Annotated in this window: 19 protein-coding genes; 5 read left to right on the top strand and 14 right to left on the bottom strand. The window is 58.4% G+C overall.

The genetic code is table 11. The features are described from left to right. Positions 1 to 89: 89 nt before the first annotated feature. The 5 genes from MTP42_RS10780 to MTP42_RS10800 form a co-directional block, all read right to left on the bottom strand. Positions 90 to 803, bottom strand: coding sequence for an ABC transporter ATP-binding protein (locus MTP42_RS10780; RefSeq protein WP_005931353.1), 714 nt, complete (start codon positions 801 to 803; stop codon positions 90 to 92). Positions 804 to 807: 4 nt separating this feature from the next. Further along, the gene (locus tag MTP42_RS10785) at positions 808 to 1,647 is read right to left on the bottom strand and encodes an ABC transporter ATP-binding protein (protein ID WP_097770421.1); all 840 of its coding nucleotides are present in this window, start codon (positions 1,645 to 1,647) and stop codon (positions 808 to 810) included. Then, a complete protein-coding gene (locus MTP42_RS10790) occupies positions 1,640 to 2,653 on the bottom strand; it encodes a branched-chain amino acid ABC transporter permease (protein ID WP_005931359.1) in 1,014 nt (337 codons plus the stop codon). Before MTP42_RS10790 ends, MTP42_RS10785 begins: the two co-directional genes overlap by 8 nt. A gap of 13 nt (positions 2,654 to 2,666) precedes the next feature. Continuing rightward, on the bottom strand, positions 2,667 to 3,545 hold the full coding sequence (locus tag MTP42_RS10795; protein WP_005931363.1) for a branched-chain amino acid ABC transporter permease: 879 nt from the start codon (positions 3,543 to 3,545) through the stop codon (positions 2,667 to 2,669). 128 nt (positions 3,546 to 3,673) lie between these two features. Further along, entirely contained in the window at positions 3,674 to 4,882 is a 1,209-nt protein-coding gene (locus MTP42_RS10800; protein WP_249257300.1) for an ABC transporter substrate-binding protein, read from the bottom strand. 528 nt (positions 4,883 to 5,410) lie between these two features. Here MTP42_RS10800 and eno point away from each other — a divergent pair. Next, complete coding sequence (gene eno / locus MTP42_RS10805) at positions 5,411 to 6,709, top strand: phosphopyruvate hydratase (RefSeq protein ID WP_223454897.1); 1,299 nt, start codon at positions 5,411 to 5,413, stop codon at positions 6,707 to 6,709. 90 nt (positions 6,710 to 6,799) lie between these two features. On the opposite strand, the gene MTP42_RS10810 is transcribed toward eno, so the two are convergent. From MTP42_RS10810 to MTP42_RS10850, 9 genes are all read right to left on the bottom strand, one after another. Beyond that, positions 6,800 to 7,333 carry a hypothetical protein gene (locus tag MTP42_RS10810; RefSeq protein ID WP_249257301.1) on the bottom strand — a complete coding sequence of 178 codons (534 nt, stop codon included), beginning with the start codon at positions 7,331 to 7,333 and terminating at the stop codon, positions 6,800 to 6,802. After that, entirely contained in the window at positions 7,311 to 7,787 is a 477-nt protein-coding gene (locus tag MTP42_RS10815; RefSeq protein ID WP_154276723.1) for a DUF4430 domain-containing protein, read from the bottom strand. The genes MTP42_RS10810 and MTP42_RS10815 overlap by 23 nt, the downstream gene beginning before the upstream one ends. 130 nt (positions 7,788 to 7,917) lie before the next feature. After that, the gene (locus tag MTP42_RS10820; RefSeq protein WP_005931388.1) at positions 7,918 to 8,214 is read right to left on the bottom strand and encodes a DUF2442 domain-containing protein; all 297 of its coding nucleotides are present in this window, start codon (positions 8,212 to 8,214) and stop codon (positions 7,918 to 7,920) included. A 14-nt stretch (positions 8,215 to 8,228) separates the two neighbouring features. Next, the gene (locus MTP42_RS10825) at positions 8,229 to 8,489 is read right to left on the bottom strand and encodes a DUF4160 domain-containing protein (protein WP_005931391.1); all 261 of its coding nucleotides are present in this window, start codon (positions 8,487 to 8,489) and stop codon (positions 8,229 to 8,231) included. Positions 8,490 to 8,542: 53 nt separating this feature from the next. Further along, entirely contained in the window at positions 8,543 to 9,472 is a 930-nt protein-coding gene (locus MTP42_RS10830; RefSeq protein ID WP_249257302.1) for an ROK family protein, read from the bottom strand. Positions 9,473 to 9,633: 161 nt separating this feature from the next. Further along, positions 9,634 to 11,220 carry a mannitol dehydrogenase family protein gene (locus MTP42_RS10835; protein ID WP_207683943.1) on the bottom strand — a complete coding sequence of 529 codons (1,587 nt, stop codon included), beginning with the start codon at positions 11,218 to 11,220 and terminating at the stop codon, positions 9,634 to 9,636. 8 nt (positions 11,221 to 11,228) lie between these two features. Further along, positions 11,229 to 12,329 (bottom strand): mannonate dehydratase, encoded by a 1,101-nt coding sequence (uxuA, locus tag MTP42_RS10840; protein ID WP_005931401.1) that lies wholly within the window; start codon positions 12,327 to 12,329, stop codon positions 11,229 to 11,231. A gap of 226 nt (positions 12,330 to 12,555) precedes the next feature. Continuing rightward, the gene (locus MTP42_RS10845; RefSeq protein WP_097773519.1) at positions 12,556 to 13,242 is read right to left on the bottom strand and encodes a GntR family transcriptional regulator; all 687 of its coding nucleotides are present in this window, start codon (positions 13,240 to 13,242) and stop codon (positions 12,556 to 12,558) included. A gap of 137 nt (positions 13,243 to 13,379) precedes the next feature. Beyond that, positions 13,380 to 14,024, bottom strand: coding sequence for a phosphatase PAP2 family protein (locus tag MTP42_RS10850; RefSeq protein ID WP_156069094.1), 645 nt, complete (start codon positions 14,022 to 14,024; stop codon positions 13,380 to 13,382). A gap of 189 nt (positions 14,025 to 14,213) precedes the next feature. Between MTP42_RS10850 and MTP42_RS10855 the strand changes: the two genes are divergently transcribed. The 4 genes from MTP42_RS10855 (at position 14,214) to kduI (ending at position 18,250) form a co-directional block, all read left to right on the top strand. Then, a complete protein-coding gene (locus MTP42_RS10855; protein WP_156069092.1) occupies positions 14,214 to 15,119 on the top strand; it encodes a Cof-type HAD-IIB family hydrolase in 906 nt (301 codons plus the stop codon). Between the two features lie 174 nt (positions 15,120 to 15,293). Continuing rightward, positions 15,294 to 16,256 carry a bifunctional 4-hydroxy-2-oxoglutarate aldolase/2-dehydro-3-deoxy-phosphogluconate aldolase gene (eda, locus tag MTP42_RS10860; RefSeq protein ID WP_097770432.1) on the top strand — a complete coding sequence of 321 codons (963 nt, stop codon included), beginning with the start codon at positions 15,294 to 15,296 and terminating at the stop codon, positions 16,254 to 16,256. A 93-nt stretch (positions 16,257 to 16,349) separates the two neighbouring features. Beyond that, on the top strand, positions 16,350 to 17,375 hold the full coding sequence (locus MTP42_RS10865; protein WP_249257303.1) for a sugar kinase: 1,026 nt from the start codon (positions 16,350 to 16,352) through the stop codon (positions 17,373 to 17,375). Positions 17,376 to 17,401: 26 nt separating this feature from the next. Beyond that, positions 17,402 to 18,250, top strand: coding sequence for a 5-dehydro-4-deoxy-D-glucuronate isomerase (gene kduI / locus MTP42_RS10870; RefSeq protein ID WP_005931438.1), 849 nt, complete (start codon positions 17,402 to 17,404; stop codon positions 18,248 to 18,250). Positions 18,251 to 18,263 lie beyond the last annotated feature (13 nt).

The following is an 18,263-nucleotide window of genomic DNA, read 5'->3' on the forward strand; positions in this document are numbered from 1 at the left end:
TCCCTTACAGACAGAACAACGCCCGCCGGGTGTGGTACTTCTCGTACCGCCCGGCGGGCGTATTGTTTTTGCGTTCTACAGCCGCGGTCTCAGCCGCCCAGATAAGCGTTGCGGACGCGCTCATTGGTCAGCAGCTCTGCACCAGTGCCGTCCATGACCACGTGGCCTGTCTCAAGAACATAGGCGCGGTCGGCCACGGAAAGGGCCATCTGTGCGTTCTGCTCCACCAGCAGGATGGTCATACCTTCCTTGTGGATATCGCGGATGATATCAAAGATCTCCTGCACCAGCAGCGGAGAAAGGCCCATGGAAGGCTCGTCCAGCATCAGCATGGAGGCGTTGCTCATCAGGGCACGGCCCATGGCCAGCATCTGCTGCTCGCCGCCGGACATGGTACCGGCCAGCTGCCTGCGGCGCTCCTTCAGGCGGGGGAAGAGGGTGAACACCTTTTCCTTGTTGGCCGCAATGGTGGAAGCGGGTTGGGTGTAGGCCCCCATATCCAGGTTTTCCTCCACGGTCATGTGCAGGAACACATGGCGGCCCTCCGGCACCTGTGCCAGACCGGCCTCCACGATCTTATGGGCGCGCACGCCCTTGATGCTCTTGCCCTTGTACAGGATGTCGCCCGTTTTGGGGTGGAGCAGGCCGGAGATGGTTTTCAGGGTGGTGGACTTACCGGCACCGTTGGCACCGATCAGGGTCACGATCTCGCCCTCGTTCACCTCAAACGAAACATCCTTGACAGCGTGGATGTTGCCGTAATAAACGTTGATGTTATCAACTTTCAGCATCGTTTCTGCCATCGGTTCAGCCCTCCTTCTTGCCCAGGTAGGCCTCGATGACCTGGGGATTGTTGCGGATCTCATCCGGGGTGCCCTTGGCGATGATGCGGCCAAAGTTCAGCACCGCAATGCCCTCGCAGATGCCCATGACCAGGCTCATGTCATGCTCGATCAGCAGCACGGCAATGTTGAACTCATCGCGGATGCGGCGGATGGTCTCGGTCAGCTCAGCGGTCTCCGAGGGGTTCATACCCGCGGCAGGCTCATCCAGCAGCAGCAGCTTCGGGCTTGTGGCCAGCGCGCGCATGATCTCCAAACGGCGCTGTGCGCCATAGGGCAGGCTGCCAGCCTGCGTATAGGCCATATCTGCCATGTGGAAGATGTCCAGCAGCTCAAAGGCACGCTCGGTGCAGTGCTTTTCCTCTTTCCAGTAGTTGGGCAGGCGGATCAGCGAAGAAGCAAGATCGTACTTCATGGACTCATGCAGGCCGACCTTGATGTTGTCGATGACGCTCATCTCCTTGAACAGACGGATGTTCTGGAAGGTACGGGCCACGCCCATCCGGTTGACCTGATAGGTCTTTTTGCCCGCCGTGGGCATTCCATCGATCAGGATGGAGCCGCGGGTGGGCTGGTAAACATTGGTCAGCAGGTTGAACACCGTGGTCTTACCGGCACCGTTGGGGCCGATCAGGCCGGTGATCTCGTTGCGGCCGATCATCAAATTGAAGCCATCCACAGCGGTCAGGCCGCCAAAATCGATGCCCAGCTCACGGACATCCAGAATGGGCTTTTTGTCCTTATCGCGATCCGTCAGGAAGCCGCCGGAGGGGACACTGTTCAGTCTGGTCTGGAACTCACTCATGGTCTGCACCCTCCTTCTTTTTCTTGCCAAACAGGACACGCTCCACGAGGCGGCTCATGGAGAAATCGTAGCTGCCCAGCAGTCCGCCCGGGCGGAAGATCATCATCAGGATCAGCACCAGCGAGTAGATGACCATGCGGTAGCTGTCGAAGCTGCGGGTCGCCTCAGGCAGGATGGTCAGGACCGTTGCGGAGAGGATGGAGCCCAGCATGGAGCCCATGCCGCCCAGAACCACCATGACCAGGATCTCGATGGACTTCATAAAACCGAAGGTGGAGGGGTTCAGCACGCCGATGTAGCAGGCATACAGGCCGCCTGCCAGACCCGCAAAGGCAGCGGAAAAGGCAAAGGCCATGACCTTGTAGTAGGTGGTCTGGATGCCGCAGCTCTCGGCGGCGATCTCATTGTCGCGGATGGCCAGCACGGCACGGCCGTGGCGGCTCTTCATCATGGCGTGGATCAAAAAGCAGGTGATGACCACGCAGAGGAACACGTTGGTGAAGTTGGAGTACTTGGGGATGTTCTTCAGGCCCTTGGAGCCATAGAACAGCTTAAAGCCCAGCACATCATCGATGTTGTTCAGGGTGATGCGGATGATCTCACCAAAGCCCAGCGTCAGAATGGCCAGATAGTCGCCGGTCAGACGCAGGGCCGGGATGCCGATGAGCACACCGAACAGACCAGCCACGATGCAGGCCAGCACCAGACCGATGGCAAAAGAGACACCGTCCGGCAGCGGGCAGAACTTGGTGAACAGGGCGCAGGTGTAGGCACCCACAGCCATGAAACCGGCATGGCCCAGCGGCAGCTGCCCCAGATAGCCGGTGGCAACGTTCAGGGAGACCGCCAGGATGATATTGATGCCCACCGTCATCAGCACCTTGTTCTGGTAGGTAGACAGGATATTCCGGGTCAGGTAGGAAAGCGCCACGAACAGCAGAGCCACCAGCACGGCGTTCATCAGATAGCGCACGGGCATTTTGATCGTTTTACGGTTCTTATTCATCTTCCTGCCCTCCTTACACCTTTTCCTGCACCTTGCGGCCGAGGAAGCCGGTGGGCTTGAACAGCAGCACGATGATCAGGATGGCAAACGTGACGGCATCCTTCCAGGCGGAAAGACCGATGGCGGAGACGAAGCACTCGCACAGACCGATGGCAATGCCGCCGATCATTGCGCCCGGGATGGAGCCGATGCCGCCCAGAACGGCGGCAACAAAGGCTTTCAGGCCCAGCATGGAGCCCATGGTGGGGGTAGCCTGCGGGTAGGAGCAGCAGTACAGCACCGAGCCGATACCGGCCAGCGCGGAGCCCACTGCAAAGGTAAAGGAGATGGTGCTGTTGACATTGATGCCCATCAGGCGGGCAGCGTCCATATCCTCAGAGACGGCGCGCATGGCCTTGCCCAGCTTGGTTTTCTGCACCAGAAAGGTCAGCACCAGCATGGACAGCACGGTGACCACCAGTGTGATCACGGAGGTCAGGCCCAGGGGCACACTGCCGATCATAAAGGTCTTGTTGCCGTAGTAGGAAGGGATGACCTTTGCGCCGGAACCCATCACCAGCTCAGCGGTGTACTCCAGGAAGAAGGAGACACCAATGGCCGTGATCAGCAGGGAGATGCGGGGCGCGTTGCGCAGCGGGGTGTAGGCAACCTTTTCGATCACCACACCCAGCAGGGTGCAGGTAATAATGGTGGCGCACACAGCCGTCACCGGGCCAAGGCCCAGCTGGTTCATAACGAACCAGGACATGTATGCACCCACCATGATGACATCGCCGTGGGCAAAATTCAGCAGCAGGATGATGCCGTACACCATGCTGTAACCCAGTGCGATCAGTGCATAGATGCTGCCAAGGGACAAGCCGTTGATCAGCTGACTAAAGAACACTGTCATTGGATGGACACTTCCTTTCTTTCTACCAAAAAAGCGGAGACAACCTGTTCCGGCGGCCTCCGCAAGGGTACATCATTCTCTGGTTCCGGCATTCAGGCCGCACACCGGTGTGCGGCGCAGAAGCGGGATCAGAACATTTCCTTCAGTTCGGGCTTGCCGTCCACGTAGGTCAGGATCGCAGTCTTCTTGACGGGATCGTGGTGCTCATCAAAGGTAAAGGTGCCGGTGATGCCCTCGATGGTGCCGGAGGCAATGGCATCGTTGACAGCCTGCTTGTACTCATCGGTACCGGCCTCCAGGCCGGCATCCTCAGCAGCCTGCACGCCGTAAACCACGGTCTTGGCGGCATCGTAGCCCAGAGGAGCAAAGCCGTTGGGGTAATCCTCGCCGTACTCTGCCTTGTAAGCATCCTCGAACTCGGGGCTGGAGCCCTTTGCGTAGTTTGCACAGAAGTAGCTGTCCTTCAGCTGATCGGCAGTGGCATAGCCCTCCAGGCCATCCCAGCCGTCGCCGCCCAGGAAGGGAACATTCAGGCCGACGCTCTCAGCCTGAGACAGGATCTGGCCCACTTCCTCGTAGTAGTTGGGGCAGAACACGGTCTCGGGGCCCTTGCCCATGATGCTGGTCAGCTGGGTCTTGAAGTCCACGTCGCCATCGGAGTAGCTCTCCTGATCCACGATGGTGCCGCCCAGACTCTCAAATTCGTTGACGAAGTTCTCGGCCAGACCCTCGTTGTAGTCAGCGCCCTTCTTGAAGATGACAGCTGCCTTGGTGTAGCCCAGCTTCTGGTAAGCGTAATCAGCCATCTTGATGCCCTGGAACGGGTCGGTGAAGGTGGCACGGAAGACATTCTCGTTCACGGTGTCGGTCTCGGCATCGTAAGTAACAGCCTCAGCGGTAGCGGAAGCAGTGACCATGGGCATGTTGTAATCTGCGCTCTCGGCAGCAACTGCCAGGGTGGGGGTGGTGGTGACATCGCCCACCAGAGCGGTGATGCCCTCGTCCACCATCTTGGTGAAGCAGTTGACAGCCTGCGTAGCATCGCCCTGCTCATCCTCGGTCAGGATCTCGATCTGCTTGCCATTGATGCCGCCGTCGGCGTTGACCTGCTTCAGGTACAGGGCAGCGCCGTTGACAACGGCCTGGCCGTAAACGGAAACGTTGCCGGTCAGGGGGCCCATCACACCGATCTTGATGGTGTCACCGGAAGCAGCGGATGCGGCAGTGGAAGAAGCGGCAGTGCTGGAGGAGGAGCCGCCGCAGGCGGTCAGGACACCGGCAGCAGCCACGACACCGGCAGCGGTCAGAAAGTTGCGGCGAGAGATCATCTTTTTCATAATACAATATCCTCCTGTTGGAAGTTTTTTGTGTGATAGATGCACAAAGCAGGGCGCTTCCTTCAAAGCCGCCCTGCTTTGTGCGTGTATTCATTATAGTCTCGCCGGGCGGGTTGTGCAATTCACAAACCGTCCATACTTTTCCGGGCATTTTCCGGCATTTTATGTGAAAGCCACCAAAAAATCCATGTTGTTTTTGGTTATTTTTTCATTTTGTTCACTTTGTTTCATCGTGAAATGAAGGGCTTTCACCCATGTCAAAAAAGTTACAGCGTCGTTTTTTCTTCTGCCTGCCGGTAAATAGAGGTACGATAAAACACCATGGAGAGCACGGTGCCCACAAGGCTGTCGGCAATGTTGTAGAACTGCTGGATACGCACCCGCCCCGGTGGGCATCCTATCAATGTTTACAGCGGCAAACATCCGCAGACCCTCTTGCACAAGGGTGCGGGACGTGGTAGGATAAAGGCAGTTAGTTAGTTTTGACTATCTATATAATATCTCATCGAAGATCGGGAGGTTACTGTGATGAACTATCTGGAAATTGAATCTGTGATCGGCCGCGAGATCCTGGACTCCCGCGGCAATCCCACCGTTGAGGCCGAGATCACTCTGGCCGACGGCACGGTTGCCCGCGGCTGTGCCCCCTCCGGCGCTTCCACCGGCGAGTTCGAGGCTCTGGAGCTGCGCGACGGCGACAAGGGCCGCTATCTGGGCAAGGGCGTGACCAAGGCTGTGGAGAACATCAACACTGTCATCGCTGACGCGGTGGTGGGCATGGATGCCTCCGACATCTACGCCATTGATGCCGCCATGCTCCGGGCCGACGGCACCAAGGACAAATCCAATCTGGGCGCAAACGCCATTCTGGCGGTCTCCATTGCCGCCTGCCGCGCTGCCGCCGCTTCTCTGGAGATGCCCCTGTACCGCTTTCTGGGCGGCGTGAACGGCAACCGCCTGCCCGTGCCCATGATGAACATCCTGAACGGCGGCGCACACGCTGCCAACACCGTGGACACGCAGGAGTTTATGATCATGCCCGTGGGTGCGCCCAGCTTCAAAGAGGCCCTGCGCTGGTGCGCCGAGGTGTTCCACGCTCTGGCTTCCATCCTGAAGGCCAGGGGCCTGGCCACCTCCGTGGGCGACGAGGGCGGCTTTGCCCCCAACCTGTCCAGCGACGAGGAGACCATCGAGACCATTCTGGCTGCCATCGAAAAAGCCGGTTATCAGCCCGGCAGGGACTTCATGCTGGCCATGGATGCCGCTTCCTCCGAGTGGAAGAGCCCCAAGGGTAAGGGTTTCTATAAGCTGCCCAAGGCCGGCACCGAGTACACTTCCAGCGAGCTGATCGCACACTGGAAGAGCCTGGTGGAAAAGTATCCCATCATCTCCATTGAAGATGGCTTGGATGAAGAGGACTGGGAAGGCTGGCAGGAGATGACCCGGGAACTGGGCGGCAAGGTCCAGCTGGTGGGCGACGACCTGTTCGTTACCAACACCGAGCGTCTGGCCAAGGGCATCCAGCTGGGTGCAGGCAACGCCATCCTGATCAAGCTGAACCAGATCGGTTCTGTTTCCGAGACGCTGGAGGCCATCAAGATGGCCCACAAGGCCGGCTACACCGCCATCAGCTCTCACCGCTCCGGCGAGACCGAGGACACCACCATTGCTGATCTGGCCGTTGCCCTGAACACCTGCCAGATCAAGACCGGTGCCCCCAGCCGCACCGAGCGCGTTGCCAAGTACAACCAGCTGCTCCGCATTGAGGAGGATCTGGGTGCAAGCGCCGTTTATCCCGGCATGGCCGCCTTCAACGTAAAGCGCTGATCTCCGCAGCTGCAGCCTGCTTTTTTCCTGCTTCCGCGCAGAACAAAAGGGAGCGTCCCGTGGTTTTCCACCGTGGGACGCTCCCTTTGTTCAATCCAGATGGATCTGCCGTTTGGCTGTCTGCAGCGCCCTGCGCAGGGGGCGGTAGAGCAGCAGCATGATGACAAAATTTCCCACGCCGTGCATGACATCGTAGGAAAGGCCGCTGAGCCACCAGCTCAGGGCAAAGGCCGGAGTTTTTGCCACCAGATACACCGCCGCACACAGGCCACCGAAGCACAAGCCGTAGATGCCGCTGAACACCGCCCAGCCAAGGGCATTGTCCATCCGGCGCAGCAGCCATGCCAGCAGGGCCAGCAGATACCAGACATACAGGTACATGGCCCACCACAGCCCAAAGCCGTACAGCACACCCTGCAGCAGGATGAACACCGTAACAGCCCCCGGCGTTTCCCGGGGCAGCTCCAGCGCAAACAGGATGACGAGCAGCGTCACCGGTTCAATGTTGGGCAGGCCGCTCATGGCCTGCTTGCTCACCACCAGCAGCGCACCCATCAGGCCGCTGAGCACCAGCCGCAGCACCCGGATGTGCACAGGCTCCTTACTTCGTGTAGATAAAGGCATAGCTGTCGCCATCGTGCAGCGCAATGTCTGCCACGCCCACGGTGGTCATCTCGCCGGTGGCATCGGTCAGGCACCACCATGCCTGATCCTTATCCCAGTCGGCGGTCTCGCCGTTGACGGTGGTCACAAAGCCTGCCGCAGCCTCCTCTTCGCTGATGAGACCAGCTTCCACCAGAGCATCGCTCAGCTTCTCGCCATCGGTCACTTCCAGCGTGAAGGTCTGGCTCTCGCCATCCGCGCCGGTCACGGTAAACTCTGCCTTGACCTTGGCATCCTCAGCCTGCCCGGAAGCAGCCTCAGAGGAAGCGGCTTCACTGGAAGCTGCTACGGAGGACACGGCCTCAGAAGAGGCGGCACTGGATGCCGTGCTGGAAGCTGCACCGCAGCCTGCCAGCAGCCCGGCAGCCAGAGCGGCACTGATCACAACGGCCAGAAATTTATGCATGGTTTTCATAGAAAAAGAACTCCTTTGTTTGTTTTCCGCGCGCCCTGCGCGCAGGGTCTATCATATCATGGGTGCGCCCAAAAATCAAGGCACAGCGCAGTTACAATGATGCACCAGCGCTGTGCCGTTGTGTTTTATTTCAGGATGCCTTTTCCAACGGGTCAACGACCACCGGACAGGTCTCATACAGCTCTATCGGGTCAAGGTCGATACAATTGCAAGGGTCCATGTCACCGCTCACATCCCATGCCGCCGTGTCATTCAGCACTGTCAGCCGGTCACGGAAATAATCCGGGTCGCGCATAGGCTCGAACACTCCCCCCAGCTGCAACAGGGGCTTTGCATCATACAGGCGGACAGAGCCATCACTGAAATACAGGTAGATGGTAAAATCTTCTCCTGCAACAGCCTGCAATACTTTTGGAATATATTCCATACTGTACTCCCCTTTCAAATCAATGGTGCCACATGATTCAAGGGCTTTGCATCCCTGGCAAGTTCCCAGTTCTGCATCAGCTCATCTTTATGCAGCTCACACCATGCCAGAATCAATTTCAACTGGCGGCTGGGCAATGCACCACGGATAACACAGGAGTGCTGAATATCCACCAGTGCTTTATAGCCACCATATTCCGCATGGAAATGCGGTGGGTTATGGTCACTGTAAAACATTGTGATCCGAATCCCGCAAAACAAACTGATCTCCGGCATTGTTCCGCCCTCCTGTCACGCCCAGTATAACACAGCTTCGTGCGTTTTGTCCATCAATTTTCCCAAAACGCCTTCTGGTAGCTTGCAAAGGCACCGATCTGGTTGGCCTCGCTCAGGAACCGGCAGGGCACGATCTCCGGGCGGGGCAGGCAGCGGGCCTGCGCTTCGCTGAAGGGATGGCCCCGCAGGATGTACTCCTCATATACCTCGTTCAGGGTCTCCACAAGGATGGGCTGCTTGCTGATGCCGCCGCCGATGGCCACCTTTTCCAGATCCAGCAAAACGTTCAGGTTGTAGATCTGCACGGCAACGGCCCGGCAGAAGCTGCGCAGGACCTCGTTGGCCTCGGTCTCCCCGGCGTGGACCGCCTCAAAGAAGATGCGTCCATCCATGGGCGCATCGGCGGGCAGGCCCTTGCGGGCGCGGTAGCCGCTCAACAGGCCGCTGGTACTGCACTGGCAGGCAACGCTCTTTGCCGGGTCGCTCCAGGCATCGGCGTTGGTGTTCATAAAGCTGTACTCGCCTGCCGTGCAGTCCCGGCCGCGCACCAGCTTCCCATCAATGATCAGGCCGCCGCCCACACCGGTGCCGATGATGAACACTGCTGCGTTCCTGCAGCCCTTCAGCACACCCCGCTCCAGCTCTGCAATGGCGGCCGCTTTGCCGTCATTCTCGATCCAGACACGGCAGCCGCAGGCCTCGGCCAGCCGGGGGCCGACAGGCGTGCCCACATTGTAGGCCAGCGAGGGTGCTCCGCCGCCCCTGACCACGCCCTGCTCGGCATCGATGAAGCCGGGCAGACTCAGGGCAATGCCGTCCACCTCGCCCTTGTGGGGCAGGTAGATCTCCCGCAGGGTGTTCAGGAAGTGTTCCTGCGAATCCGCCGGGGTAGGCGTGCTGCCCGTATCGGTCCGGTTCAGCTGCTCATCCATCACGGAATACTTGATCCCGGTGCCGCCCACATCAAAAACCATTACTTTCATGTACAGACCCTCCTGCGCTTTTTTTCTATTATTGCAAATCGCTCTCCAAATGTAAAGAGCCATGCGCTCCGCCATGCCGGAAAACAAAAAAATCCCACGCTGCGGCAAAGCAAAACGCAGCGCGGGAACGAAGATAGCTTAATTCAGGATCGTGTCAGCGCTCAGCGGGCGACAACATACTTGTGCAGGGTCTTGCGGACTGCGCCGTTGCCAGCGTACAGCTCCTTGACCATGCCCTCGATCTGCTCACCCAGGCCGACCTCGTACAGGTCAACACCGAACACATCGGCACGGCTGTACAGGTTCTTCAGGCAGCTGAAGTCCTGCTCGCCTTCCTTGACTTCCAGAGGAGCCACGATGGCCTGCAGCTCAGCCAGCATCGGATCGGGAGAGATCTCGAAAGCCTTGCCGTTGTCATCAATTCCCTTCAGGTAGCGGGCATAACCTGCCAGCACCAGGGGGATCAGCACCAGGTTGGACTTGTCCAGACCGCGTGCCTGATATGCCTTGATGGTCTCGCCGAAGCGGATGGCCAACTTCTGAGAGGTATCGGTAGCGATACGCTGGGGAGCATCGGGCATGAAGGGGTTGGGCAGGCGGCGGTTGATGACAGCGCCGATGAACTCGTAGGGGTTCAGGACACCAGGATCAACGACCACGGGCATTGCCTCGATATAACCGATTTTCTGGATGAAGGGACGCAGATCCTCGTCGGCCATCTCGGCGCTGATGAGGGTGTAACCCAGCATGCAGCCGTAGATGGACATTGCGGTGTGCAGGGGGTTCAGGCAGGTGCACACCTTCATCTTCTCGATCTTGTCAACGGTCTCGCGGTCGCAGTACAGCACACCGCCCAGCTCCAGCGGAGGACGGCCGTTGGTGTAGTGATCCTCGATGCACAGGTACTGGGTCTCCTCTGCGTTGACAAAGGGAGCAGTAAAGGTGTGCTTCTCGGTCACGATGGTGTAGTTGTCCTCAAAGCCGTCCTTGGCCAGCATATCCTGGACCTTTGCGTCGGGACGGGGAGTGATCTTATCGATCATGCTCCAGGGGAAGGTGATCTTGGTCTCGTCCTGAACGTATGCCAGGAACTCAGCGGGAACCAGACCCTGCTCGACCCACTTGGAAGCATAGGCGTGGACAGCGGTCTTGACCTTGTCGCCGTTGTGAGAGCAGTTATCCATGCTCTGAACGGTCAGGGGCAGCTTGCCGGCCTTGAAGCGCTCGTACAGCAGAGCGGTGACCTTGCCCATGGCCAGAACGGGGGTCAGGCCGCGCTCCAGGTCAGCAGGAGCAACGCCGTAGCCCTTCTCGGTGATGGTGAAGGAGATCATCTGCAGGCTGGGGTTCTGGAAGATCTCGACCAGACGGGCCCAATCCTCGCCAAAGGAGTAATCAGCCTTCAGGCTCTCAGTCACGGAAGCAATGACCTTCTTCTCGATGTCGCCGGTGGACTTCAGGCAGACCAGCAGGCTCAGGTTGTCGTAGGGCTGGTAAGCCTTGTCGATGATCTCGTAGTCAAAGCTCTCAGCAACGATGACACCGCGGTCATACTTGCCGCTGTTCAGGGCCTCGTTCAGGATGGCAGCGGGGAAGGCACGGAAAATATTGCCTGCGCCGAAGTGCACCCAGGTGGGCTCTGCGTGGGTCTTGGCCTTGACAGCCTCCACGTCAAACTTGGGCAGCTCGTAGCCCTTTTCTGCCCACTCGGCGGACAGATTGCCGTTCTTGATATCAGACAGCTTCATAATAGTACTCAGCCTTTCTTTTTCTCTTCATCCAGACGATCCAGCAGGTCCCAGACACCCAGCATGTACTGGATACCCAGAGCACGGTCATACTTGCCGTAACCGGGGCGGCAGTTGCCGGGGCCTTCCTCCCACAGCTGACGGCCGTGGTCGGGGCGGATATAGCCCTCGTAGCCGCAGTCATGGTAGGCGCGCAGGATCTCGATGATGCCGGTCTCGCCGCAGCAGTCGCGGTGAGCAGCCTCGGAGAAGTCGCCATTGGGGAAGTGGTGGATGTTGCGGATGTGAGCAAATGCAATGCGGTCGCAGTGCTTGCGGACGATCTCGGCAACGTTGTTGTTGGGGTTTGCGTTCAGGCTGCCGGAGCACAGGGTCAGGCAGTTGTACTCGTCGTCCACCATGCTCAGGAAGCGGTCGATGCTCTCAGCATCCACCAGCAGGCGGGGCAGGCCGAAGATATCCCAAGGGGGATCGTCCATGTGGATGGCCATCTTGATGTCGCACTCGCGGCAGGTGGGCATCAGAGCTTCCAGGAAGTACTTCAGGTTCTCCCACAGCTTTTCCTTGGTAACAGGGGCATAGGCCTTGAACAGCTCGTCCAGCTTTGCCATACGCTCAGGCTCCCAGCCGGGGAAGGTCATGTTGTACTTCTCGGTGAAGCCCAGGATGTAGTCGGCCATGGCCTTGTAATCGTCCTGGATCATGTCCTTCTGGTAGAACAGAGCAGTGGAGCCGTCGCCGACGGGGTGGAACAGGTCGGTACGGGTCCAGTCAAAGATGGGCATGAAGTTGTAGCAGATGACCTTGACACCGAACTTGGACAGGTTGCGGATGCACTGCTTGTAGTTCTCGATGTACTTGTCGCGGGTGGGCAGGCCGATCTTGATGTCATCGTGGACATTGACAGACTCGACCACGTCCATGTCGAAGCCGTAGGCGTGGATCTGATCGGCGACCTTCTGGATCTCGTCGATCTCCCAGATCTCACCGGGCATCTTGTTGTGCAGTGCCCAGACGATGCTGGTCACGCCGGGAATCTGCTTGATGTCGTTGAGGGTGATGGGATCGTTGCCCTCACCGTACCAACGCCAACCCATTTTCATAGGCATAGTGGGTTCCTCCTTGTTTGTTGCTTTGCTTCTTAAATGCCCCGGCGGGTGCCGTGGCACATTCTTGCTTATATTCTAATATATCAGTTTCAAATTGGCAATTGACGTTTTGACAAGTTTTGATGTTTTTTCTTGTATACTTTACACAAAGAAACGGCCACACATGGGATTTTGCCCCCATCCGGCCGCAAAATACACGCATTGGGCAGTTTGACGAAAGAAATTTTTACCATGTATCACCGTTGCCGATAAAATAATCCGGGTGGGCGGCACGGGCCTGATCCACACTGAGCTTATACCGGTGCAGATGTTCACTCAGCGCCCGGCTCACATCCTCCTCCGTGCCGTGGAGCACAGCCTCCAGGATGCGGGTGTGGGCACCACAGACCGATTTGTTCTCATCCGTCTGCAGGCTGAACTTACGCAGCCGCTCGATGTGCTGAAAGGTGGAAAGCATGTGGTCAAAGTGTCCCTCCATGCCGCAGAGCTCAAAGGCGCGGCGATGGAAGGCGTTGTCCAGATCCAGCATCCGGGTCTCACGGTTTTCAGCCTCCGGGTGGCTTTCCAGCACACGGTACTGCTCGATCAGCAGCCGGTAGGCTCTCTCCTGCTCGCCGGTCAGGCGGCCCCGGATATGGTTCAGAAGCTCTTTTTCCAGCGTGAAGCGCGCAAACTGCTCCATCTCCATCAGCTCCAGATCAATGGGGGCCACATAGGTGCCGCTCTGGGGCTTGATGGTCACCATGTGGGCAATGTTGAGCATGATCAGCGCTTCCCGCATGGGGGTGCGGCTGATGCCCAGTTCCTGGGCCAGCTCGTGGTCGTTCAGTTCATCCCCGGGTTTGAGCTCCATGGTGATGATCCTGCTGCGGATGGTTTCGTAGGCTGCCTCGCGGGCGCTCCGAACTGCCATACTGTCTTCGCTCCTTTTGTGCTTCTGCACGCCTGTTATCTTTGTGTTTTACTAATATATCAGTTTCATTTTTATTGTACTCCACACACTTTGTCCGCGTCAATTGGGAAACTGCCAAAATTGAGAACTTTTTCTTGTCAATCCTGCCGCTTTTTCCACGGGCCGTAAAGGATCACGCCCCACACAGCCGCCAGCGCCAGACCGCAGACCACGTCAATGATGGAATGCTGCTTGGTGAACACGGTGGAAGCGCAGATGAGCGCTGCCCACACCCAGGCCGCTGCTTTGAGCCAGGGGCGCTGCTTTGTCAGCGTGCTGCCCGAAAAGGCAATGGCCATGCAGGCCGTGCTCTGGCAGTGGATCGAGGGGCAGACATTGACCGAGGCATCTGCTTTCCAAATGAGCTGCATCAAAGTCATGGCAAAATTCTCCCGGCCGATGGCTTCCGCCGTGGGGCGGATGTCAAGGCCGTTGGGCAGTACCATATAAATAATGAGGCAGAGCGTCATGCCCGAGAACATCATCAGGCAGAGCTTGTCATAGCTGGCGGTGTCGAACCACCACAGCAGGGCCGTGACCGCCGCCAGCAGCACGAACCAGCTGCAGTACGGGAAAATGAACCACTCGTTGAAAGGGATGAGGTCATCCATCGGGGAGTGGATGATGTATTTGGGGTCCGTGATGGTCAGATCCAGCCAAAAGAACCAGATGAGGTAGACCACCCAGTAAGCCTGATACCACAGGTGGGGCTTGAGCCGCGTGCGCAGAGTCTTTGCCTTCATATTCTTTTCTCCTATAAAATCACTCGCCGCATAGCGATTATTTTAACACAGAACCGGCGCTTGCGCAAATTTTATTTATAGGATAAAATAAGGATATCAGTCTCTCCGTCACCTATCGCGGCAGCTCCCCTGGCAGGGGAGCCATGTTTACGCTGCTGCCGGAGAGGTTCTTAAATCAAAGGAGAAACTATGTCACCTTCTACCCCGATCCGTCTTGTCGCCCTTGATCTGGACGGCACCCTGCTCAATTCCCAGAGCCAGATCTCCCCCCGCACCCGGCAGGCCATTGCCGATGCCGTCGGGCGCAGGGTCATCGTGCTGCCCTGCACCGGGCGGCCCCTTGCCAGCCTGCCGCCGTTGGTGGCGCAGCTGCCCGGCATCCGGTACGCCATCACCGCCAACGGTGCCGCTGTCTGGGATATGGGCACAGACCCGCTGGGTGCCGTATACAGCCGTTACTCCGATGCGGCCCGGCGTCCGACCCATGAACCGGTTCTGCTGGAGCGTCATTGTTTGCCCCCGGAAACCGCCCGGGAAGTGTTTGCCCTCTACCGGGAATATCATGGCCCACTGAGCATTTTTTCGGACGGGCGCTCTTATTTGGACGGTACCGGTATGGCCCTGTTTCAGAACCGTCATATCCAGCGCCATTCCACCGAGGCCAGACAGCCGGACGATGGCCGTACCCATGTTGTGCGGGATCTGGACGAATGGATGAGCCGCCACGCCCACGAAGTGGAAAAATTCTGTATGTTCTTCGACAGCATCGAAATTGCACAGGCCGCTCTCGTCCGTTTCCGGGCGTTTCCCGGCATCGAGGCCGTACAGGGTGCCCCGGACAATGTAGAGGTCACCGCCGCAGGGGTGGACAAGGGTACCGCCCTGCTGGCTCTGGCCGACCGGCTCGGCATCCCCCGGGAGGCCACCCTTGCCATCGGCGACAGCGACAATGACCGCGCCATGCTGGCCCGGGCCGGTGTGGCCGCCGTGATGGCCAACGCCCTGCCCGAGATCCGGGCACTGGGGGATATCGTCAGCACCCGCGACAACGACCACGACGGCGTTGCAGAGCTGTTTGAGCGGCTCGGGCTGTGACCGTTGGGCATTTTTGTGCAATGTATACAAGCTCTTATGCAAAACATTGTGCTTGTTGAGCATTACCAAAAGCGGCCGGGTCGTTTATACTAATACTGTGAACGTATGGTGGGGAGAGTGTGCCCATCCGGCCCTGCCCCGCCCTGAGTGTCAAATAAAAAGGAGAAATGCGTTATGAATCCCATCGTTGAAAAGGTCTATCAGATCGGCATTATCCCTGTTATCGCCTTCAACAGCGTAGACGAGGCCCTGCCCCTGTGCAAGGCTCTGGCCGAGGGCGGTCTGCCCGCAGCCGAGGTCACCTTCCGCACTGCATGTGCTGAGGAGTGCATCCGCAAGATCCACGAAGAGATGCCCGAGATGCTGCTGGGTGCAGGCACTGTCCTGACCTGCGAGCAGGCTGACCGTGCAATGGCAGCTGGTGCTTCCTTCATCGTTGCTCCCGGCTTTGACCCCGAGGTCTGCAAGCACGTGATCGACAAGGGCGGCATTATGATGCCCGGTACCGCTTCTGCCGGCGAGATGCAGCAGGCTATGAACATGGGCTGCGAGGCCCTGAAGTTCTTCCCCGCTGAGGCAAACGGCGGTGTCGGCATGCTGAAGAACATCGGCGCTGCCCTGAAGGGCGCACGCTGGATGTGCACCGGCGGTGTCAACGCAAAGAACGTCAACGATTACCTGGGCTACGACCAGATCTTCGCTGTCGGCGGCACCTGGATGTGCAAGAGCGATGTCATCAAGGCTGGCGACTGGGCAAAGATCACCGCTCAGAGCAAGGAAGCCGTTGACACCATGCTGGGCCTGCGCCTGCACCATGTCGGCATCAACACCGGCAACGAGGAAGAGGCCATGAAGGTCGCCACCCTGCTGGGCGGTCTGCTGAACATGAAGGTCGCTCCCGGCAACTCCAGCATCTTTGTGGGCAACAAGGAATTCGAGATCATGAAGAAGCCCGGCCGCGGCACCAATGGCCACATTGCCATCGCCTGCAACAACGTTGACCGTGCCATCTATCACCTGTCTCAGCGCGGCGTGAAGTTCGATCTGGACAGCAAGAATGTCAAGAACGGCAAGACCATCGCCTGCTATTTTGCTGACGAGATCGCCGGCTTTGCAATGCACCTGGTCCAGGCCTGAGTTCCTGAGCATTTCCACGGCGTTTCCCGCCGCACCGGTCCACCCTGCGGCGGGTGATATAAAACACATCTGATTATAAAGGAGTACACCACAATGAAAGTCGTTACTTTTGGCGAACTGATGGTCCGTCTGCAGCCGTTCAACTATGAGCGCTTTGTCCAGGCTAACAGCCTGGAGTTCACCTTCGGCGGCGGCGAGGCCAACGTTGCTGTTTCTCTGGCCAACTACGGCCTGGACGCAGCTTTCGTCACGAAGCTGCCCGCACACGCCATCGGTCAGGCCGCTGTCAACAGCCTGCGCCGCTATGGCGTTGACACCAGCATGATCACCCGTGGCGGTGACCGCGTTGGTATCTACTACAACGAGAAGGGCGCTTCTCAGCGTGGTTCTGTCTGCATCTACGACCGTGCCAACAGCGCTATCCAGCTGGCACAGCCTTCCGATTTCGATTGGGAGAAGATCTTCGAGGGCGTGGATTGGTTCCACTTCACCGGCATCACCCCGGCTCTGGGCGAGAACGTTGTCGAGATCTGCCGCGAGGCCTGCAAGGCTGCTAAGGCTCACGGCGTGAAGATCAGCTGCGACCTGAACTACCGCGGCAAGCTGTGGACCCGTGAGCAGGCTCGTGCTGCCATGACCGATCTGTGCCAGTACGTTGATGTCTGCATCTCCAACGAGGAGGACGCAAAGGACGTGTTCGGCATCGAGGCCGAGGCTACCGATATCTGCGGCGGCAAGCTGAATGCTGAGGGCTACAAGAGCGTTGCCAAGCAGCTGGCTGACAAGTTCCACTTCGAGAAGGTCGCTATCACCCTGCGTGAGAGCCACAGCGCATTCGACAACGGCTGGAGCGCTATGCTGTACGACGTTGCTTCCAACGAGTACTGCTTCTCCAAGAAGTACGACCTGCACATCATCGACCGCGTTGGCGGCGGTGACTCCTTCGGCGGCGGCCTGATCTACAGCCTGCTGACCGGCAAGAGCACTCAGGAAGCTGTTGAGTTCGCTGTTGCTGCTTCTGCTCTGAAGCACTCCATCGAGGGCGACTACAACATGATGACCGTGTCCGAGGTCGAGAAGCTGGCTGGCGGCGACGGTTCCGGCCGTATCCAGCGCTAAGCAAGCGTTACAGGAGGTCGTCCGCAATGGATATCCGTTATTCCTGCAACCAGAAGGATTTCAAGCGCTATACCACCGAGGAAATGCGGGACGAGATGCTCATCACCGGCCTGTACAAGGCAGATGAAGTTGTTGCCGTGTACAGCCATGTGGACCGCATGGTCACGCTGGGCTGTATGCCGGTGCACGAGACCGTGTCCATCGACAAGGGCATCGACATCTGGGCAAACTTCGGCACCCATTATTTCCTGGAGCGCCGCGAGATCGGTATGTTCAACATCGGCAAGGATTCCACCGGTATCGTGGTGGCCGACGGCGTGAAGTACGAGCTGGGCTACAAGGACTGCCTGTACATCACCCAGGGCACCAAGGAAGTGACCTTTGCTTCCGCCGATCCCGAGCATCCTGCCAAGTTCTATATGGTGTCTGCTCCGGCACACTGCGCTTACGAGACCCGCCTGATCAAGATGGCCGATGCAAATCATCGTCCTCTGGGCAGCGTGGAGACCTGCAACAAGCGCACCATCAATCAGTTCATCCACCCGGACGTGCTGAAGACCTGCCAGCTGAGCATGGGCATGACCGAGCTGGACCCCGGTTCCAACTGGAACACGATGCCCAGCCACACCCATGAGCGGCGGATGGAGATCTACACCTACTTTGAATTGCCCGAGGGGCAGGTGGTGTTCCACATGTGCGGTGAGCCTACCCAGACCCGCCATATCGTGATGCACAACGAGGATGCTGTCATCAGCCCCTCCTGGAGCATCCACAGTGGTGTTGGCACCTCGAACTATACGTTTATCTGGGCTATGGGCGGCGAGAACATGGAGTTTGACGACATGGACAACATCGCTACCACCGACCTGCGCTAAACACAAACCAGAC

It is taken from the genome of Faecalibacterium sp. I2-3-92 (genome assembly GCF_023347315.1).
GTDB classification, from domain to species: domain Bacteria; phylum Bacillota; class Clostridia; order Oscillospirales; family Ruminococcaceae; genus Faecalibacterium; species Faecalibacterium duncaniae.